This is a genomic window from Parabacteroides sp. D25 (genome assembly GCF_000307475.1).
GTDB classification, from domain to species: domain Bacteria; phylum Bacteroidota; class Bacteroidia; order Bacteroidales; family Tannerellaceae; genus Parabacteroides; species Parabacteroides distasonis.
In genome coordinates this window covers 257,220-278,080 of record NZ_JH976501.1, presented here as the reverse complement: position 1 = coordinate 278,080, position 20,861 = coordinate 257,220, and the positions used below count along the sequence as shown (strand labels likewise).

Here is a 20,861-nt window from a genome sequence, read left to right as displayed (position 1 = left end):
GCCGAATTAGACAGGAATAAATATTTAACGCGATACAGTCATGAGTATTATCGACCTCTATGATTTATTTATACATAACCCTCAAATAACGACAGATAGCCGGAACTGTCCGAAGGGTTCTATCTTCTTCGCCTTAAAAGGTGATAAATTCGACGGAAATCAATATGCCGGGAAAGCCTTGGCATCCGGCTGTGTCTATGCCGTCATAGACAATCCCGATTATTATATAGGCGAACGCACGATCCTTGTTGATAACGTGCTGAAGACCTTGCAACAATTAGCGCACCATCACCGCAAGGTACTGGGGTTGCCGATCATCGGGATTACCGGAACGAATGGCAAGACCACGACCAAAGAGTTATTGGCCGCCGTGCTCTCAACGAAATTCAATTTACTATATACCGAAGGGAATTTCAATAACCATATTGGCGTTCCCTTGACCCTGCTCCGATTGACTCATGACCATGAGATGGCGGTTATCGAGATGGGCGCCAGCCATCCGGGAGACATCAAGGAATTAGTGGATATCGTCCATCCTAACTATGGCATCATCACGAACGTAGGCCGTGCCCATCTGGAAGGCTTCGGTTCTTTCGAGGGTGTGATCCGGACAAAAGGGGAGTTATATGATTATATCCGTCGCTCCAAAGGCAAGATATTTATCAAGAAAGAGAACGAGTACCTTCAGTCTATCGCCAAAGGCATCGAACAAATCACATATGGAAACGGGGATGATGCTTTCGCATCCGGACAGGTAGTCAGTTGCGATCCTTTCTTAGTGTTCAATTGGAAGCAACAAGGAAAGTTGCATACCGTCGAAACACATATGATCGGTAGTTATAACCTAGATAATGTATTGGCCGCCGTCGCCGTAGGCCGCTTCTTCAAGATCCCGGCAGAGCGTATCAGCCGTGCTATCGCCGCTTACGAGCCTACCAATAACCGTTCTCAGTTCAAGAAAACCGATAATAACGAATTGATTATCGATGCTTACAACGCAAATCCGAGTAGCATGAAAGTAGCTCTGGACAATTTCATCACCATGCCCGTACAGCCTAAAGCTATCATCCTTGGAGATATGCGCGAGCTTGGACCAACTAGCGACGAATTACACGCAGAGGTTGTCGAACAGATCAAGAAAGGCCAGTTCGACAAGGTGTTCCTCTGCGGCGAGCATTTCTCCAAGGTAGGCAAAGAGTTCTCCCCCTTCGCTACCACGGAGGCAATGGTGGAAGAGCTTCGGAAACAGCCGTTAAAGGGCTATCATATCTTGATCAAAGGCTCTCATAGCATGGGGCTGGAGAAACTAGCGGATATCCTATAAGCTATCATCGAACAAGACGGTTTTCAACTTCTGGTACAAGAAGGAGAGAATCAATAAGATAACTCCCAAGATTATAAAGACGACCACCTTCCCGATCGTAGGCAAGAGCCACAGATCCACCATCACCAACTTTAGCAATACGATCGAGAAGGTGGCCAAACTAATCATCCGGACAACTTTCAGATGCAATCGCATTCCCACCGCCATTTGCATAAAACCGGCAAGACTCAACGAGATAGAGAAACCTGCGCTTAATTCATCCGGCAAGCCCAACTGATTCAACAAATTATTCGTTCCCACGGCTAGTAATATCGTAGACAGCAAACAAATATATAAGGTCATCCCATGCGTACGCTTTTCTCTTGCGTCAAATGACTTATAATAGTACCGCCCCAAGACAAAAATATGCCCCCCGATTAAAAGCAAGGAAACCCATAGCAGGAACCGGGGAATAAAGAGATCATCATACCCGACCCACAAAGACATTCCTCCGAACAGGGATAAAGATAGCCCCAAGAGTAGTCCGTATCCCCCCGCATTTCTTGACACAGGCAAATAGCTTTTCCCTAATAAAACATTCGCAGCAAATAAAACCGCCACCGTAAATGTCTCGATATAGCTAAAGGACACGATCGAAGGATCTACATATGAATAGAAATCGAAAACAAAGGCTATATATAATACGACACATCCCGTCAAGAGAGGCCCTTTCGTCGAGATCCTTGTCGGACGTACCAACCAAGCGTCTACCCAATACGATAGCCCCGTAAAAATACCGGTAGCGAACAAGCCATTTATAAATAGGGAAGAATCTCCGTACCGAGCCTCCATACATCCGTGGAAGACATCCATTCCGTAAGAGCCCAGCGTCAAGACCGGAAGTACCCAAACGAATATCTCGTAAACCCGCAGACGGAAACGACTATAGAACCAGAGAATAATCATTACCTCTGAAGCCCAAAACAAGGTAATAAAGGTCCCTTCCAGTTGGATCGGGATCGTCACCGATACGAACGTAAGAGCGATACCCAATAACGTATGCATCAAGAAAGTGAAAGGTTCCCCTTTCCGTTTGATCCAAAAGAAAAGAGCGAAGTTAATAGCCGCAACAAAAAGGGTTACCAGACCTTTGTAATTCCGCTCAAGCTCCATATTCTGCAGGAGACAAAGGGCAAAGAACAGGAATACGAAATTGTTCAATCCGATCACTCCTAATAAATATTGATTGATCCCCCGGATATTGATTCGCACGATGGAAGCGACCGATAATAAGAAGATCAAATAGAAGGCGATAGAGAAAATAAGTAAATGCGTTAATTGGACACTTCCCATCAAATCCAGATCCGCAGCATACGTATAACCCGCAAAGACGATCCAAGTCAAGGCAAAACAAATTACAGGCAATTCCCCCCACTTCTTATAGATAGATAGCCCGAACATCCCTAGGTCCAAGATCATGACATAGGTAAACAGCACCCAATAACTTCCATCCCCGCTGCCCACTAAGAATGGAGCGATAAATCCACCCACCAAAGCGATAATCGCCAGTTCCCTACGATTATAGAGTATAGATAAAGACGACATAAACCCGGTAAACAATACAAGCAAGATAAAAGCGACCGTTTGGCTGAACAGCCCGTAATAATGATAGGCGATCGCCACCGTTACATAAAAGATCGCAAAAGCGCCTCCCGCCAGCAAAGAGCTAAAGGTACGATAGGAATCCTTCAAACGCCAAGCCACGAATAGAAGTAATCCGCCCATCCCAAAGCCAAGGATCGTACGCAAGGTCTCGTTTATCCATTCCTTATCTATCGCATACTTCACGAAAAGACCCATGCCCAAGACGAGTATCAGGATACCGATTTTACCGAATAAGTTCTCACCGATATATTTCTCATAATTGACAGGCTTCCGTTCCTTCCGGGGTTGAAGATTTCTCGCTGGTTCGACAATCGCCCTTACCGGTTCAGGTTGTACGAAAACTTCCGACTCTTTCAAGATCTCAGGCTCCGGTTCCTTTATCTCGTCCGCAACTTCCGAACTATTCTCCAAACGTCTACGCAAGGCAGCGATCTCTTTCGATAATTCCTCCGTCTTCTCCTGTGATTTGGATATCTTATTACGCAAGTTTATCCAAATCATGATCAGTAATAGAAGTATCAGTAAGGTATATTCCATAAACTCTAAAATTATAAGCTTACCGCAATATACGCATTTATTTATATAAAAGCTTTCCGAACCATAAAAAAGTCCCGACGATACGAATATCGCCGGGAGCAATTTTTTATCCGGTTTCCTTCCTCACGGAAATACTATCGGAAGAACTTTTTTACTTTAGTATTAACCACACGTTCCCCCATCACGGGATACTTTGTTGTGTGGAAATTATTTAATTAAATATATTTAGATAGAGACGGGACGTGCCCGCCTCTACTGTATCATTTCGAATAAAATAATTATTTAACAACCACCTTAACAGCAGCCTCACCCTCTACAGCTACAGCTACGATACCGGCAGGTACAGCGATTGTAGCGTTATCAGATGAAAGAACTGTCTCAGCAACCACCTTACCTAAGATGTTAGAGATAACAACAGACTTGCCAGCGGCACCTTGGATTGTTACAGTACCATCGTTAGCGATAACAGAGATAGCAGACTCAGCAGCGATCTTGTCATTAGATGTAGGAGTGCTAGTTGTCATTACCTTGAATACTTCTGCTTGCTCAGGATCAGTTGTCCAATAAACAACATTGTTCAAATGAGCCAAATAAGCATTACGAGGTAAATATTTCTCTACATCATACTCTTCACCTTGCTCTTCAGCTGCTTCCTCATCATAAGCCGGATTCAAATATTCTTGAACAGAAAGGATCTTGTAAGCCTCATCGCTATACTCAGCTGCGACCTCAAATGCGACAGCAGCCGGATTCAAGTTCATCGCATTGATTGTATCACCCTTGATTGCGATAGAATCTATACCGCATACAGAACCAGCGATAAATGCAGCACGAACAGCCTCAGCGCCAGCAGCCTCATAAGCATAACCCTTAACCTCTGCAGAATCCAATGTATTCATCAAATAGTTTCTAGTTTTCACACCTTCTTCCGCAAATGCATTAGTAGAAAGATAATACAAAGGCATAGTCTCTTCGAAAGTCAAGCAAGCAGTATCCAACCACAAAGTCAAAGAATCATGCGTATATACATCGCTCTTCAAGATAGACTGTCCTTCTGCCTTCAATACAGCGAAACCATCTTTCTGGCTAGCGATCATCTTGTTATCATCCTCTGTATAAGAAGTGATCTGTACGTGACCGATATTCAAAGTAGCATATGTAGGAGCATCCTTCTTTGCGAACTCGAATGTAGTATTCTCAGTGTTGCACCAGCTAGCTGTATATAGCATTCCAGATCCAGCTAAAGCAGAGATTGCAGAACCATAATAACCATATTCTTCAGTATATTCAGAATAAGAAACCAACTTATATTCATTCTCTACACCAGTAGATAAGAAAGATAATGTAACAGGATAAACACCATTCTCTACATCAGGCTCACCCATTAAATAATAATCAGTTCCATTTTCATTTTTAGAGCATAAAGTAGCCTTACCTAAACGATCTGTTACATTATACTTGTAAACTTTCACTCCATTTGACTCAGCTACAGTTGAATTTGCCTCATCTAATTCAACCTCTTCTACCTTAAATCTATAAGCAGAAGCCAACTCACCGGCAGCTACATACAATTTGCCATCTTTAACAGTTACATACAAGTTCTCCAATAAATCAGATTTCAAACGGAATGACAATGCACCATTAACCAAATCTTCTTTAGAAACTTTCTTATAAGCTAACTCTTGAGCATCCTCCACTTTCGGGCCTTTTACCAATTGAACTGTATCTGTTCCAAAAGAATAAATAGCCTTCGCATCATCTATTACGCGGATAATAGCACCACCTCTAGTACTATTAGTATTCCACATATTAGCCAAATTATTAGTCTCAGTCAAATACCATAAAGCAGTAGGAACTTCTGTTACAGCACCAGCATGAACTGTACCGTTCTCACAGAAAGAGAATACATAGTATTTTCCTTTGTTCTTATTTGCGGAATGATCCTCATCAGACTTCGCATTGTTCATATCCTTAACAAAGTAAGTATACTCTGGATCCAATGTAGTCGGAAGCTTAACCTCAGCGAAAGTACATTTAGCAGCATCCTTAGTCCAGATTGTCAATTTCTCTGTACCTGCGAAGTTACCAAAAGCGATCATCTCACCATTAGCGGCAACCTCCATGTCATAACACATTTTTGACTTCTTCTCCGTATCATTTGCGCCTTTATATACAGGAGTAGCATACGGATAAAGGATCATCTTGCTATTATCGGAAGGATCTAAAACCACCTTGAAAGCATACAACTCTTTCGCACGACCATTCTCTAGGATCGTACCAGCTGTTACACCGGTAGCCTTATCAGCAGCAGCAGCCTCATCTTTAGGTTGTGCGTCTACAGTAAGTTTCCAGAATTTCTCAGAAGACAAATTAGAAGACCAAGAAGTAGAGTCCACAACTAAATACTTACCGGTAGTTCTATCCTGCAAAGTAACATAACCATCTAAACCGTCAATGTCTGTAGCGAACAACTCTTTGCCTGCCAAAGGATTTCCATCCAGATTTTTGTCGAAAGTCAAAGCGAAAGGAGAACCATACTTATTATTTAACAAGTCAGCAGTCATGTTTATCTTTGCTGGAGCTGCTACTGTAAAGTTAATCGCAGATGCAGATACAGCCGTTCCCTTTTCCAAAGTAACAATATCTGTTCTTTCAGCTTCCACATCATCTTTAGCGATGATAGAAACAACTGTCTTATTATCCAACTGAGCAGATAAAGTAACGGCAGTCACATTCTCCGGAGCGATAAACGCACCCTCATTTTTGAAGTTCCACTCAGCTTGCTTATCCAATGTCAACACTCTGCCTGTAGCGCTATTCGTCAATGTGTACGCCCAAGTATTCGCCAAAGAGACAAAACGATAAGTTACTTTCCATAAGGATTTTTGATAATCAGTGTTCTTGATATCCGCAGTAGGAGCATCAGCCAAGATCAAACTATCAGTCTTTGTATAAGACTCTGTGACAGACAAATATTTACCATCCTCATTGGTCAATTGGTAAACTTTGCCATTTTCAACCTTCGCATTAGCGGTAAAGGCAGTACATAAAGCCAAGCCCGCTACAAGAGTAGAAAACTTTTTGTTCATAATTCTAAAATTAATATTAATACTAGTGTTAATTAAAAGCTCTTTATATATGCATCCCACCTAAATGGGTACAAAACGACTAGTCTAAACGATCGTTTAAACTAGTCGTTTTATAAACCTATCTTCATACGATCAATAGCATATACTATATTTTCAATAGAATTTACCCTTTTATCATATATTATATATGTACGAGCGTACATATATAATATAATTATCAAGCAATCAACAGATATTCCTTATTCCTTCAAGTCTTATAATAATGAAACTTTTGTTCACCTATGAAGTAACTTTAGTTCCATAAGCTTAAAACTATAGCTTGATGCCGATGCAACTAAAGTCACAAGGGCAAAACGCCTCTTTCATGCTTTTATTGGTCAAAAAAGAGAGTAATCTATGTATTTGAAAGCTTTTTTCATAAATTTGTCGCTTTATAATAAACTGAGTAAAAAATGAATACACACGAACTTTGCTGCGTAGGACACATCACCTTGGATAAGGTAGTAACACCTAAGAACACCGTCCATATGCCGGGAGGAACCTCCTTTTATTTCTCGCATGCGATAAAACATTTCGATGATATCGACTATACTCTAGTGACAGCCTTGGCTGAATCTGAGATGAAAACGGTGGAGGAACTACGAGCCGAAGGTATCGACGTTGCCGTGATGCCAAGTAAGCACACCGTTTATTTCGAGAATATTTATGGAGAGAACCAAGATAACCGTACGCAACGTGTATTGGCGAAAGCAGATCCTTTCACCGTGGAATATCTGGAGAACATCAACTCTAAAATCTTCCACCTTGGTAGTTTGCTTGCCGATGATTTCTCTTTGGAAGTGGTAAAGTATTTAGCGGGGAAAGGCTTAGTATCGATTGACTCGCAAGGGTATCTACGGGAAGTAAGAGACAAGGATGTATTTGCCGTGGATTGGCCAGAGAAAAAAGAAGTACTTAAATACGTGCACTTCCTCAAGGCTAACGAACATGAGATGGAGGTGTTAACCGGATATACCGATGCCGTGAACGCAGGAAAAGTTATCTACGATTGGGGCGTGAAAGAGGTATTGCTGACTTTCGGAAGCATGGGATCTATCATTTACGACGGTTCCACTTTCCATAAAATCCCCGCTTACATACCGAAAGAAGTAGTAAACGCTACCGGAGCGGGTGATACTTATATGACAGGATATCTCTATAAACGTGCCAAAGGCGCAAGCATAGAAGAAGCCGGACGTTTCGCGGCAGCTATGACAACATTGAAAATCGAAGGAATAGGCCCATTCAACGGCACTAAGGAAGATGTGTTGCGATGCTTAGAGACAGCGGAACAACGAATGCCTGAGTAGTTGAAAATTGAGAATTGAAAATTATTCGCTCTCTCCTAATTTTCAATTCTCAATTCTCTATCTTTAATTATTCTTGAATGCTTTGCAGAATGTAGTCATTAGCAAGATACAAAGCCCTAACAAGCCGACCACGATATAAGCGTATTTCATATTGAAAGCCTGCGAGATCGCTCCGATCAACAAAGGTGCGATCAACGAGCCGATAAAGCTGATACTGGAAAGGATCGTCAAGGCAATTCCCACCGGAGTTCTCGATTTAGCGCCCACTAAGCTATAAATAGTAGGCACCATACACGAGATGCCCAAGCCTACCAACATAAAGCCTAAGGAATTCACGATCACCTTTACCGTCATCGATTCGAACATTCCACCCAACATGGCTGAGATAAAAAAACCTGCTAAAATAAAGAAACCCGCTAATTGCAACACCTTCTGCTTTCCTAAAACACTATAGGCGGAGTTCGTAAGAAAACGGCCTACCGTCATCATCACCATGAACACCAAGAAACCAATCTGTAAGGACTTAGGAACCTGCAATACCGATTCGAAGTAAAGTCCACTCCAATCAAACATCGCGCTTTCCACCACCAAGGCAAACAGCCCGACGATACCTAACTGGATCAACAGCATTTCCGGCTTACGGATAAAGCTCAACAATGCCGGAGCTTCTTTCTTCTCCGCTTCCTTCTCTTCCTCCGGTGACTCAACCGCCACGTCTTCCTGCAAATACTTCCGGCTTACCAAAACAGTCACTCCAATCAATAATGCAATCAACGTAAAATGCCAGAACGGAGTAACACCGGATACGATCATGATAAACCCGATCAAAGCCCCTAAACAAGCCGCCAGACTCCAACCTCCATGAAATGAGGCCATAATCGTACGCCCATAGAGTCGCTCGATACCAATTCCTTGCGTATTCAAGGATATATCGCAAAGATTCCAGAACACCCCAAAACAGAACAAATAAACACCCAGCAGATAAATATTATGTGCCGTACCTATCGCGAATAAGGCCAAGGCATACCCCAACACACTGACCTGCGCCATAATACGACTCCCCAACTTCGACACCAAATAACCCGCTAACGGTATCGCCACAAACTTACCTACCGGGATCAGGAACAAGACCAAGCCCCAATAGAAAGCGTAATTCACCTCAAAAATATCCTTCACGTCCGGAATACGGCTAGCCCAACTAGAGAAACAAAGACCTTGCGCTAAAAAGAAAGAAAGCATCGCATAACGAATCCGTTCCTTGGGAAAAGCGTTGCCCAATGTAGCATTCATTTTTTCATTCATTATCATTTACTTTTATTGTTATCATTTATTCGAGAAAGGGGCACGCCCCCCATTTCTTCGCAAAGCTATCAAATATATCCTAATATCCTAATCCCCTAAGTCTTAAATGTAGAATTTAAGAGATGGCTTCCCTAATGAAAAATATATTTTACACTTTGGCTGAAACACTTAATTATAACTTAAACCTTCGCTCAATTGAACAATTTGACGATATTCTCCAGCAACCCATACGTTGTCGTTTTCCTTGAATACGGTTTGGGATGGAGGATTCATCATTGACTTTCCGTCTCGTTCAATACCCAAGATCAGACAAGCGTTCTTATCCCGAATGTCAGACTGTTGAATAGATCGCCCGATCAACGGAGAGTCTGGTTCAATATTAAATTGCTCTATTTTGATATTATTATTAAAGCTTTGCGCCAACTGATCTCTATATTCTTTGTCCTGTTTTTGTATTATCTCCTGGAAAAGATCCAATTCCTCATCCGTACCAACAATTATAATCTTATCAAAAGGATAAAGGCGTTCCTCTCCTCTAGGTATATTGATTTGTCGTTCACCTCGAATGATGGAAACGATATTTATTCCATATTTTTGACGGAAGTTGATCTCTTTCAAACTCCGGCCGACAATGGAGGATTCTTGGCCAACAACGAAATCCATCAAGTGCAAATCATTGAAAGGCAAAGATTTCAAGATATTATCAGTCAAAGGACTTCCAATGTTTGAGTCCGTTGTTTTCCCGTTGAAGTTGTCAATAAATCTTTTCTCGATCGAGAGAGAACGCTTTTTCAGTTTTTTGGATAAAATAATCATTAGCAATATCAACAGGGTGATAATAAATCCAACACCAGATGCTACATTAAATATATGGACTATGACTGGCATTAGAATACTTGCGCAAAGGAGCAGCTTTATCGCTATCAAAGAAACCAATGGTCCCCGGTTGAATTTACTATCATTCCATAATTTCAGGAATTCAGGAGAATGATTCTTCTTCATAATGATAGCCCAAAGAAAAGGTAATATAATGGCCAAAATAATAGATAAGCTCAATAGAGCCCCTTTGAAGCCTAATATGTTCTCGCGAATAATTGGATTTACATAAGTGAAAAATATGATAATACTGAATATTGTCAATACTGTATATAGTATTACATCTAGTAACATAGATTTCAACAGCTTATTCCATGTACTTTTATGTTTGACCGTGTTGGATCCGGAAGAATAACGGTTCAACATTAGTTTTATAGATGAAGGCAAATAATTGTCAATCAATTGATAGACCGGGGTCGCCATGCGAATCATATAAGGAGTAAGAAATGTTGTAACGACTGATACAGCGACAATAACAGGATACAGATAATCGTCTGTTACCTTTAAGCTAACTCCCAATGAAGCGATAATAAACGCAAATTCACCTATTTGGGTCAGAGAGAATCCTGATTGTAGAGCTATCTTTAATGGCTGTCCGGACAAGAGGACACCAAGACTCCCAAAAAAGATTTGCCCAATGATAACCAATATGGTTAAGATGCAGATTGGGACAAGGTATTCAATCAATAAATCCGGTTGTATCATCATGCCTACAGAAACAAAAAATATGGCCGCAAACAGGTCTTTTACCGGTTTTACCAATTTTTCTATCTTCTCGGCCTCAATGGTTTCAGCCAATAACGATCCCATAACAAAAGCTCCTAACGCAGAGGAGAATCCCGCTTTAGCCGCAATCATAACCATACCTAAACAGAAGCCTAATGCTATGATTAATAAGGTTTCGTCGTTAAGAAATGGCTTAATCTTTTTAAGAAAACTTGGAATCAGATAGATTCCGAGTAATGACCAAAATATAAGAAACGCTCCTAACTTTAGAATACTTTCCAGCATTTCCATTCCTTCGACTTGCTTGCTGACTGCTAAGGTTGAAAGCAAGACCATCAAAACTACGGCCACTAAATCTTCGACCACCAAGACGCCTAATACTACTCCTGTAAATTTTTGCCCTCTGAGTCCCATGTCATCGAACGCCTTGAATACGATAGCGGTGGATGACATAGAAAGCATACCGCCTAAAAATATACTGCTTAGATGCGAGAAGCCAAGCGCGTTTCCTGCAGTATAGCCTAGAAACATCATTCCGGAGACTATGGTTATAGAGGCGATAACAGCTGTACCTCCTACGGTCATCAACTTCTTGAAAGAGAATTCTAATCCCATAGCAAACAAAAGAAAGATGACGCCTATATCTGCCCATATTTTTATATTGGTAGGATCGGATACCGTTGGTATATAAGGTACGGCGGGCCCGGCAAGAATGCCAGCGACAATATACCCCAAAACGACAGGTTGTTTCAAGCATTTAAAAATCAATGTAATTATTCCCGCCGCAATCAATATAACCGCCAAGTCGGAAATAAGAGGTGCAATTTCAGACATGTTATTCATTATTTTGTGCTCGCAAATTTACATATTAACTTAGAACCATGTTGGGATAAAACAAAAGTACTCTTGTCCTAAAAACATATATGGGAAATATTCCAGGACAACCGCAGCAAATTCCTCCTCCCCCCAAGAGCTTTATCTTAACAGCATGAATACACCAATATCTATAAGCGGCAGTTTACGAGATATAAAAAAAGGGTCTTCATTGCTGAATACCCTTTCTTGGTGATCCGCCTGGGATTCTCCTAAGAGAGTTACCACGCTGATATTTAAAACTTTATATTTTTAGCTTCAAGCATATCCCATGATTTATCCCACTGATTTGCTACGTGCTTTTGCGGTAGTTTGCTCATGGAGAATACTGGGACAAAGATAACAAGATCTCATTCTTATTGCAAATTTGTTGCAGAATTTATCACTTAATTAAATCTTAAACTGAGTTTAATAGGTAGCAGTTCCTAAATCGCTTTGTGTAAGTTTAGATAAATCAATTAATCCATCAGTGTTCTTTCTCCAACGTCTTCTAACATAGTTTTCAAAAGTTCCTTGTTTAAGTTCCAAATTATCTGCATGGTCGGAAATTATTACTTGTGGAGCTATCTCAAATTCTTTATATGTATCATTTATGAATTTTAAAATCTGATCAAATAAATTTGTGACTGCTTTTAAATCATCATCTGTATTCTTTAAATCACCCTCCATTTCTTTTAGTTTGTGAGGATCAAAACCATCTTTGTTATTATCGACAATTGTTGGAAAATAGACTTGACTTGGCTGATCTAGGAATAAGATACTTGGAACTAAGCACTTATTCCCTAATGAACAGAAGTACTTCTGAATACCAAGGAAAAGGCAAACATGTGAATATAGCCAATTAGCTCCACTTCCCATTGATCTAAGGTAGATTTTCTTTTCTATTTGTTCTGCCTCATTCTTTTTCAGATGATATAACTCAAATGTATTAATGTCAAATTTTAAGTTTATTTGTTTGTATGATTTTTCAAAGTCAAAATTCTTGCCGATTTCATTCATAGCTTCATTGATGAAATTTTCAGCCGATTTTAATTTGTTTTCAACATCATACTCGTCACTTATTTTCCTTTCCAATGTATCAATATCTTCCTTAAGCTGTTCTATGTTTGATTCTTGAATTTTATTTTTTATATCCAACGACCATTCAAGATGGTTTTCTATTGATAAACGAACTTTAAATCCTTGCTCTTCTAATGATTTATTTTTCTCTAACTCATCATTGACTTTTAATATTTTATTTATTTCATATCGAATGTGTTTAAGCGTTTCATCAATAGCAGCTAATTCTTGTTCGCATTTTTGTTTTTCAGGCAAAAACGAATCAATCATTAAAGGAGCTTTACGTAGCTCTGAATTTAACCAATCAATAGCATCTGATAGCTTATTGATTTGAAGAGAGGTATTATTATTTCCTTGTAAACAGAATGGACATTGAGAATCTTCTTTTATCGCTTCTGAAATAGGGGTTATCATATCAATTGCTTCACTGTATTTTTTTGCATATTTAATAGATGAATTGATGTTTTCCAATTTCAACATTATCTTCCGCCGTGACGCAAGAAGTTCGTTTTTACGTGTTTCAAGTTTTGTATATTGTTCTTTGAAGACATTAGACTGATCATCAACTGTTATACCTCCATCACTTTGAATTTTCTCTAAATATATTTTGGGAGCTTCTAGCATATTTTCAGCAGAATACCCTTGTAATAGGTGATTCCCAACTATCATGTGATATTCTTCCAATAACTCCCTTAGTATTGCAGACCTTTTCTTTTTCTCATCTTTAAATTGAGTGATTTCTCGTTGCTTCTTCTCGTACTCTAACTTTTTATCATTGATTTGTTGTTTAATAATAAAATAGTCTTGATCTACAAAACCTGCAAATATCTTAAATTCATCTATAATCTTGTCTCTTTTTTCTTTCTCATCGAATCGATAAAATAAAGAATGCTTATTTGCAATAAGATTTTGATGTTGAAGAATATACGAGGTCATGTTTCTAACAGAAGGACGTCCCTTTTTATTGCGGTAATTTAAAATATTGTTATCTTCATCAGTTGATGAAATATTTATTCCAAAATATCTTCCTAACTCTTCTTTGTAGGCTTTTAGTGGAAGATAATAATCTGACTGGAAATATTCTGATTTTAAATAATCGGGCGATGGAAAATTGGGATCAACTCGGAAGAAGGCGTAAGTACTTTTTTCTTCTTGATTTCGAGCCAATACTAAATTCGTATTATTGATCTCAAAAACAAGAAAATACAATTTTGTATTATCGGTTATCACCCCATCTGGTATTGTGTTTTCGGAATTACCAAAGCAGAAATCAAATATTTCAATAATAGCACTTTTACCTGTAGAAGAACGTCCTGTGATTATGTTTAATCCCTCAATAAGATCAATATAATGACAATTTTCTTCGTTATCTATTAAACCGATATATTTTATATAACTTTTCATAAGCCTTTAATTCCAAATGTATAATATGTATTAATTATATCTTGCGTAAATATTTTTGGTAGTTTTGATGCAAGGTTTATGGCATCATTAAATGATTTATCAGTATATAAGATATCCCTATTGGTCACTTTTATACTTAGATTTTCATTTATTTCAATATACTTGCAATCCAAAGCATATTGTAAGCAGTCGTTAGTAATCTGCTGAAATTGCTTGAATCTATTCTGGAATCCTGCCATTATCTTTTTATTTGCTACCAATCGTGTTATATTTGAATTTCTATTAACACTTTTTATTTCTTCAATAGCAATTGGATTTAGCACGATCGGAAGAATGAAATAAGCAATTAATATATCTTTTTCTCTTGATGTATAATTTTTGTAGAAAGAAATTATTATTGGAGTTAGAGAAAAGACATTGTTATGTATAAGAAATATATTATCAACAAACTTACTCATGTTTTTAGTTTTATAAGCCAAACAAAATCTTCTTTTTCATCTGCTAAAATGTGTAACATTCCATTATGAAAGTAAGCTGGAACACTATTATATATATAAAAAGTACTATCATTAGCAGACATCATATTGTCATAGAAGTCTTGAGAATGAATAATTTTATGTCTATTGTCAGAACAGTGCCTACAGGCTTTTCGGTATTCTGTATTATGTCTCTTTAAGAGAGTTTCTTCATATTCATTTAATGAATCAGAAATTTTCTTTGATGTTATGATTTCATTTATTATTAGTTCTTTAGTTTGTACATAATCTGTTATTGCTTCCAATACTACTTCATTGTATTCAATCTGTTTGATTTTATCAACGAACGGGTTTGTATTGTATTCTTCGTGTTTTATATCTATCAACCTTATTTTAGAAGGAAAATGAGTCGTCGTATCAATTAGACTTTGAGCGAGTATATTTACTTCTTGCCTAAAATCATCATATGTAATACTCCAATTATTATCAATTGTTTGAGGCGAAATTACATATCCTAACATGGAGCGAATAAATTCATCTTGGCGTATTTCTGGAATTGTTTTAGCATGAGTTTCTTTTATGTATTTGTAATATTTAATATCATTCAAGGCATTGTTATCAATCACAAATTTCTTCAATGCAATTTTTAATCTTTCAAATTTAGCCTCATTTAATACTGATTGAATCAGCTTTTCTGTCTTAGCATCCTTACTTGACTTTTTTCTATAGTATTTTAATGCTGCATTTTGTAATATTTGTAACTTTTCAGCGATATTTTTATCATTCCATCCAAACCAGATACTTGTTGATTTAACGTTTTGCGTAGTCAATAAAACCAAAGAAGAGAAAGAATCAATAGGAAAACTCTCCTTAAGCCAGTTATTCAAAGTATTCCATATATTATGATCATAATCGGTCAGATTCTCTTTATAAAATTTAGATTCTATTTGTACTGTGTCGTTACAACCCAAAATAGATATATCACCATATGTTTCTATATATACAGTTTCTCCAGCTTGTAACTCGAAGCATTTTCCTAAAGCTACAAGAAATTGATAAATTAATCCTTTTATTGTAGGTGTTGAATTATTACTTAGTTTCACCATATCTACAAATTATTTTACATCTGCATTTATACTAACTACAGTGTATGCAAATATAATATCTTTTCTTCACATATTTAGATACTTTAGGTATAATCTTTAGACTATCAATACATTTGCTACCTTATCCTTCTTCTTTTTTCCCTTTTGCTCTTTTTAGGATTAGATAAAAGTTCTTCTGGATTGGAAAAAGAACTTACCTTCGTTGGAGTAAATGAAATGAGTGAACTAGATATTGGGCTATTTTGGAGGGTTATAGGGATTTTAGTTTCTAGCTTTGTAGAAATATTAGTATTTGTATTGTCTTCTAAATTACTATTTTGTTTAATTTCTGTTTTTCTTTCATTAGGTTCCAATTTTTGTTCTTGTAATTTGAGTTGCTCATATATAGGATTATTCTTCATAGTGTTTTGATAATCAAATGCTTCTATTTTCTGACGGTTGTAACTAAATAACTTATCAAACCCCTGTTCTATCTGCTGAAACAGATTCACACGGTCAAAGCCACCTTTTATTATTCCGTTCTTTGTATTCTTATGATTGGTGAGTGGTGATAGTTTCTTTTTATTAGTTTGGTCTTTTCGGCTCACAATCAAATGGCAGTGCATATTCAGTTCATTGTCGGAACGGCTACGGTCAAAATGTATCTTTCCGTAAAACTTTATATCTGCTTCGGATAGTTCTTTGTTGAAGTTCTTGGCATATTCAGGGATAAACACCTCACGAATATAGCATTTCATTGCTTCGGCTTGTTCCTGTTCTGTGTTACCCATCGCCCGGAGTTCCTTTTCCGATGGGCTGATGTGAATAGCGTAAAACTTAGCATCCGTTTTTAGGAGTTGCCCAATATTTGTATCTATATCCTTTATGACCTTTGATTTATAGATATTATCATCTGTAAGATTGAAAAAGCCTTCAGTATAGATGCCTTTCTCCATCCGTTCTAAATCTTCATGCTCCATGTAATTAGCTAGCTGTCGGCTACTACCAGTGTTATTATATGTTCCGTTTGATGGTGGGGCAAAGTCTATGTGCATTATCCTATGTGTTTATCAAATTGCTGATTTCTGCTTTCAGGTTCTCTTTCCTTTTGCTATCCATCACCCCACAAGCAGAAAGTTCCGAATAGAGTTGTATTAGGTGGAACAGTTTTTTATAATCCCGTTGGTGTATCTGGTAAAGTGCGTTAATCTGTTTGGACTGACTGTTTATTACATCGGCATGATTGCAGAACTGCTCACTTAGTTTTTTAAGTACAGCTGTTTGTTTCTCCTGACTGGCTTCCAATTGAGAGAGAATAAGAGTTTCTAAAGTTTTGCCGATAGCATCGAAACGCAAAGCGATAGAATTTGTTACTCGTATCATGGGGTTCAGTTGTTCTTCCTCATAGTGACGGATGAAGCGGATAATATCATCCTGTCTCTTATTTATTTTCGCCAGTTCCGATTTTACTGATTCAGGGGCTTCGGATGGGTTGATATGTGCCTTATCTATATACCCGAACGCCAACTTTACAACTTCACTCTTTTTCAGTGAATAGCGTTTGCATATCTTCTCTACCAAAGCTGCCGTTTCCTTGTCTATGGAAACGGTAGTGAATATCGTTTTTCGACTGTTGTTTGGCATGGTAATTACTTTTTTATAGAAATATGAATAGATAAATACCTGATAATAAGCATTACAAAGAAAATGCTTATTACAGGTGTCATTACAGCGTGTTCTTGTAACACGCTAAAGCCGAAGGCTTTGCCCCGCAGGGCAAGAGGGAAGAACAGGACTTGTCCAGTTCCCTCTTGCTCGATTTAGCGAAACGGGCTGAACCGATAGGTGAAGCAGTTTTTGTTAAATCGAGGTGACAACACAAAGAAATAGCCCGTACACAGGCTTCTTCCTTCTACTGCATTTTGCTATCAGGGCTGATTTGTCAACTGATTGTCTTTTTCAAACCGTTTGTAGGTTTGAAAATCGGCACGTTCACGAACAAAAGTTCGAATATCTACAGCCCGATAATAGGTTTTCCTTCCGATAGTGAAATAAGGAAGTTGATTATTTACTCTGTAGCGTTGAAGAGTTCGGAAAGATACTTTCAGGAGAAAAGCTAAATCCTGATTATCAAGAATCTTCTCATTATCATCTAGTACTGTATCAGTATTGATAAGAGATTTCAAATCTTGTCCGATTACGGTGAGTTTTTTGGATAGTTTCTCCATCCATTTCTTGAAATTTTCGTTATCTATATACATTTTGCTTCATTTTTTAGTTTAACATTATTGTTCTCAATCGATTGATGAAGCAAAGTACGGTAAATGGATGCAAATAAGTTAGGGGTGTAGTATATCTACTCCCCTAACAATTGTTGGTAAGTTCCTGATTTATAGATAGCCTTTCTTTTTACTTTCTTCGGCAATAGCTTTGCGAAGTGTATCCAAAAATTCGATTCGTTTATTGGCTTGCCGACAAATTACACTTTCATGCTTTTTGTGGATGTCCCCAAATTTGATATTGAAGAGATGTTCAAAGGCTCGTCCGATTTCTGTTAATGGTGCTTCTTTCCCGGCATGGTTTATAATTCTCTTAGATAGGAATAATCCGCTAACTAGTTCCATGATTTCAACAAGGTTAGTTTCATCTGTCAGATAGAGTGGCGATTGTGGATTACCATTTTTCCGGTTTTGAAATGGGGTTGGATATTGAATTTTTAGGTTCAATAGCTCCAGTTCTGAATTGATAATAGCCAATGTCTTTTGTAGAAACTGTTTTTTAAGCACATTTTCCCCCCTGCCCATAAAGAGGTACAGTTTCAAGTGAAGCTATCTCAATACGGGTAGCTACAAGAATCCGGAAAGTAGTGGAGTAATCATTTCCATTACTCATGGCTCTAATTTGTTCGACAAATTCACCATAGGCATTTTGCATTTCTTCGGTTGTTACTTCTTGTGAGGTTTCAAATAATAAATCACTCAACCTCGTTTTCAATAAATCATTCATATATCTAATATTTATAAAGTGAAAAATATCATTTATGCACAATATTTTTTAGGCGTGATTTATTGCTTTTTGAATCTATTCCTTTTGATAATACTTTTCTCTTCTAATTTCATAAAATAAAGAAGGTGTTTTACCATTATAAATTAAATCATCAATATATTTGAGTCCTAACCTATTCATCATTTTGATAGAACGGTTATTGGCAGAGTGTGTGTATGCTACAATCCGATTGAAATCAGCTATACTAAAGGCATGTGCAATTATTACTTGTGCAGCTTCAGTTGCATATCCGTTTCCCCATGCGGAATATTTCAACCGCCAGCCAATTTCAGTAGCCTGTCTATCATCTTTTACTGGTAATAGATGTATCCAACCAAGGAAATTTATTGGGTTTTCTTTCGAAAAAATAGACCAATATCCTAAGCCAGAGGGGTAGGATTTCAAAATTCTCTCTTTTAGAAAGGTAAGATGTTCGTATGAACCGTTCCATTCCCCCGGTATATATTCTGTAACCTGTGGAGCTATGTCCATCTCTATACAACTTTCGAGATCGTCTATAGTTCGGGGCTTGAGAATCAGACGAACTGTTTCAAATGTTGGAAGCATAACACTTATAACCTTTTTATCATTTCAAATTGTTTTCCTGCCGGTTCTATATTTTTCGATTGAAGAAAAGTTGTAATTGAATGACATTCTATGTCGGTATTAATGATCTTAATAGAACTATGTTTATTGCTTTCGAGCATCTTCTGAAAAAGCAATGAACCAACTCCCCTGCGGCGGAATTGTTTATCAACAGCTATTTGAGTAACATCCCCAGAGATAGGTTCAAAAACTCCATAGCCGATAAGATTGCCTTCAGAAAAAACGCCTAAACAAATAAAGTCTTTTAAGCATCTCTCTATCGCTTCTATACTATTCTGCCACGAGGGTTTGAAATCCCAAAAGTTGGGTATTGAATTATATTCATCAATTTTAATTGGCTTCAATGTATAAGGGAAATCAAGCGTTCTAATAGTCTTGCTAATCTGATTATTTTTTAACTTGAAGTAATAAAACTCTCGTGTCACCTCGAAGCCTAATTTCCTATAAACGGAGAGTGCACCTATATTATGCTGTAATACTTCTAATAGATATTCCTTTACTCCTAATGCTTTTAAATGGGGAATTGAATATTTAAAAACCTGCGTAGCCAACCCTTTTCCCTGGTAGTCTTTCAGTGTTCCTGTCCCAGTATCGTAAGCAGTTGGTGTTCCATAGAAATTCCCTATCCCATTACACGTAAACGAAACTATTTTATTTCCATCAAATGCTCCAAAAGAGGCTTTGGGTTCAAAGCCACGCCGTTTTAGCATAGTTAAAAGCTCTACTTTGTTTAACTGCACTTCATAATCGGCAAAAGCCTGTTCAAATGCCTCAAATAATTCATTAAGACATATATTATTTAAAGATCTTATTTCCATATTCATACTACTTTATTTACTTTTTTGCAAAAGTAGTGAAATGGTATATAATAGTTCATTGACCTATGTTAAGAGATTTAAGTCGGCTCAATGATTCTGGTTTAATTCCGAGATAAGCGGCAATATAATACTGAGATAGGTGTTGTTCTATTTGCGGATAGGTTTTTAGCAATAATTTATATCTTTCAAATGCACTATCCATTAGGAAAGAAGTTTCCTTCCTGCATTTCTTAATCAACAAGCTATCAGAAATATATTTTCCAAATTTAAACCATTCGTTCGATTCTTCGAGTAATTGATTGTAGGCTGAACTGGAAAGTGTGACAAGATGGGTGTCTTCCAAAGCCTGTATGCTTCCGATACTAGGCTCACCAGTAAGGAAACTTTTGTAAGAAACGACAATTGAACCGGAAAAGTAAAAGTCTTTAATGAACTCAATAGCATCTTTCTCAATATAGGAACGTAACACACCACTTTCGATTATACCAAGATTATAACAAACTTTGCCCTGTTGGACAAACATCTCTTTCTTCTTCAAATATTTAGTTTCTGCCAATTCAAGAAACCTATCGCACATATCGTTCGATAGATTTAGTTCTTTTTTCAGTATTTGTTCAACAACGTTCATTTGTTTATCAAATAATATTA

At 37.7% G+C, this 20,861-nt stretch carries 17 protein-coding genes; 2 read left to right on the top strand and 15 right to left on the bottom strand.

Annotated features, from left to right (window positions below):
- The first annotated feature begins 40 nt into the window (after positions 1–40).
- Positions 41–1,324, top strand: a complete 1,284-nt coding sequence (locus tag HMPREF0999_RS04780) for a UDP-N-acetylmuramoyl-tripeptide--D-alanyl-D-alanine ligase (RefSeq protein WP_005859772.1) — start codon at positions 41–43, stop codon at positions 1,322–1,324.
- Here HMPREF0999_RS04780 and HMPREF0999_RS04775 read toward each other — a convergent pair.
- Both HMPREF0999_RS04775 and HMPREF0999_RS04770 read right to left on the bottom strand, forming a co-directional pair.
- Positions 1,319–3,505, bottom strand: coding sequence for a DUF2339 domain-containing protein (locus HMPREF0999_RS04775; protein ID WP_009275315.1), 2,187 nt, complete (start codon positions 3,503–3,505; stop codon positions 1,319–1,321). The two genes, HMPREF0999_RS04780 and HMPREF0999_RS04775, sit on opposite strands and share 6 nt — an antisense overlap.
- A 278-nt stretch (positions 3,506–3,783) precedes the next feature.
- Positions 3,784–6,594 carry a DUF6383 domain-containing protein gene (locus tag HMPREF0999_RS04770; RefSeq protein WP_009275314.1) on the bottom strand — a complete coding sequence of 937 codons (2,811 nt, stop codon included), beginning with the start codon at positions 6,592–6,594 and terminating at the stop codon, positions 3,784–3,786.
- 452 nt (positions 6,595–7,046) lie between these two features.
- On the opposite strand from HMPREF0999_RS04770, the gene HMPREF0999_RS04765 reads away from it, so the two are divergent.
- Positions 7,047–7,943 carry a PfkB family carbohydrate kinase gene (locus HMPREF0999_RS04765; RefSeq protein ID WP_005859778.1) on the top strand — a complete coding sequence of 299 codons (897 nt, stop codon included), beginning with the start codon at positions 7,047–7,049 and terminating at the stop codon, positions 7,941–7,943.
- A 63-nt stretch (positions 7,944–8,006) separates the two neighbouring features.
- Here the strand turns inward: HMPREF0999_RS04765 and HMPREF0999_RS04760 are convergent, their stop codons facing one another.
- From HMPREF0999_RS04760 to HMPREF0999_RS04700, 13 genes are all read right to left on the bottom strand, one after another.
- Complete coding sequence (locus HMPREF0999_RS04760) at positions 8,007–9,245, bottom strand: MFS transporter (protein WP_005859780.1); 1,239 nt, start codon at positions 9,243–9,245, stop codon at positions 8,007–8,009.
- A gap of 168 nt (positions 9,246–9,413) precedes the next feature.
- Positions 9,414–11,681, bottom strand: coding sequence for a cation:proton antiporter (locus HMPREF0999_RS04755; RefSeq protein ID WP_005859782.1), 2,268 nt, complete (start codon positions 11,679–11,681; stop codon positions 9,414–9,416).
- 447 nt (positions 11,682–12,128) lie between these two features.
- Positions 12,129–14,183: a DUF3732 domain-containing protein gene (locus tag HMPREF0999_RS04750; protein WP_009275313.1), complete on the bottom strand. Its 2,055-nt coding sequence runs from the start codon at positions 14,181–14,183 to the stop codon at positions 12,129–12,131.
- A complete protein-coding gene (locus tag HMPREF0999_RS04745; RefSeq protein ID WP_010182388.1) occupies positions 14,180–14,641 on the bottom strand; it encodes a three component ABC system middle component in 462 nt (153 codons plus the stop codon). Before HMPREF0999_RS04745 ends, HMPREF0999_RS04750 begins: the two co-directional genes overlap by 4 nt.
- Positions 14,638–15,765 (bottom strand): hypothetical protein, encoded by a 1,128-nt coding sequence (locus HMPREF0999_RS04740; RefSeq protein WP_009275311.1) that lies wholly within the window; start codon positions 15,763–15,765, stop codon positions 14,638–14,640. The genes HMPREF0999_RS04745 and HMPREF0999_RS04740 overlap by 4 nt, the downstream gene beginning before the upstream one ends.
- 116 nt (positions 15,766–15,881) lie before the next feature.
- A complete protein-coding gene (locus HMPREF0999_RS04735; RefSeq protein ID WP_009275310.1) occupies positions 15,882–16,799 on the bottom strand; it encodes a DUF5712 family protein in 918 nt (305 codons plus the stop codon).
- A gap of 4 nt (positions 16,800–16,803) precedes the next feature.
- Entirely contained in the window at positions 16,804–17,388 is a 585-nt protein-coding gene (locus HMPREF0999_RS04730; RefSeq protein ID WP_009275309.1) for a BfmA/BtgA family mobilization protein, read from the bottom strand.
- Between the two features lie 284 nt (positions 17,389–17,672).
- Entirely contained in the window at positions 17,673–18,005 is a 333-nt protein-coding gene (locus HMPREF0999_RS04725; protein ID WP_009275308.1) for a helix-turn-helix domain-containing protein, read from the bottom strand.
- A gap of 129 nt (positions 18,006–18,134) precedes the next feature.
- Positions 18,135–18,548, bottom strand: coding sequence for an RteC domain-containing protein (locus tag HMPREF0999_RS04720; protein ID WP_009275307.1), 414 nt, complete (start codon positions 18,546–18,548; stop codon positions 18,135–18,137).
- Positions 18,523–18,750, bottom strand: coding sequence for a hypothetical protein (locus HMPREF0999_RS04715; RefSeq protein ID WP_009275306.1), 228 nt, complete (start codon positions 18,748–18,750; stop codon positions 18,523–18,525). Before HMPREF0999_RS04715 ends, HMPREF0999_RS04720 begins: the two co-directional genes overlap by 26 nt.
- A 75-nt stretch (positions 18,751–18,825) precedes the next feature.
- Positions 18,826–19,356, bottom strand: a complete 531-nt coding sequence (locus HMPREF0999_RS04710) for a GNAT family N-acetyltransferase (RefSeq protein ID WP_009275305.1) — start codon at positions 19,354–19,356, stop codon at positions 18,826–18,828.
- Between the two features lie 5 nt (positions 19,357–19,361).
- On the bottom strand, positions 19,362–20,213 hold the full coding sequence (locus tag HMPREF0999_RS04705) for a GNAT family N-acetyltransferase (RefSeq protein ID WP_009275304.1): 852 nt from the start codon (positions 20,211–20,213) through the stop codon (positions 19,362–19,364).
- A 55-nt stretch (positions 20,214–20,268) separates the two neighbouring features.
- A complete protein-coding gene (locus HMPREF0999_RS04700; protein WP_009275303.1) occupies positions 20,269–20,841 on the bottom strand; it encodes a Crp/Fnr family transcriptional regulator in 573 nt (190 codons plus the stop codon).
- Between the last annotated feature and the right edge of the window lie 20 nt (positions 20,842–20,861).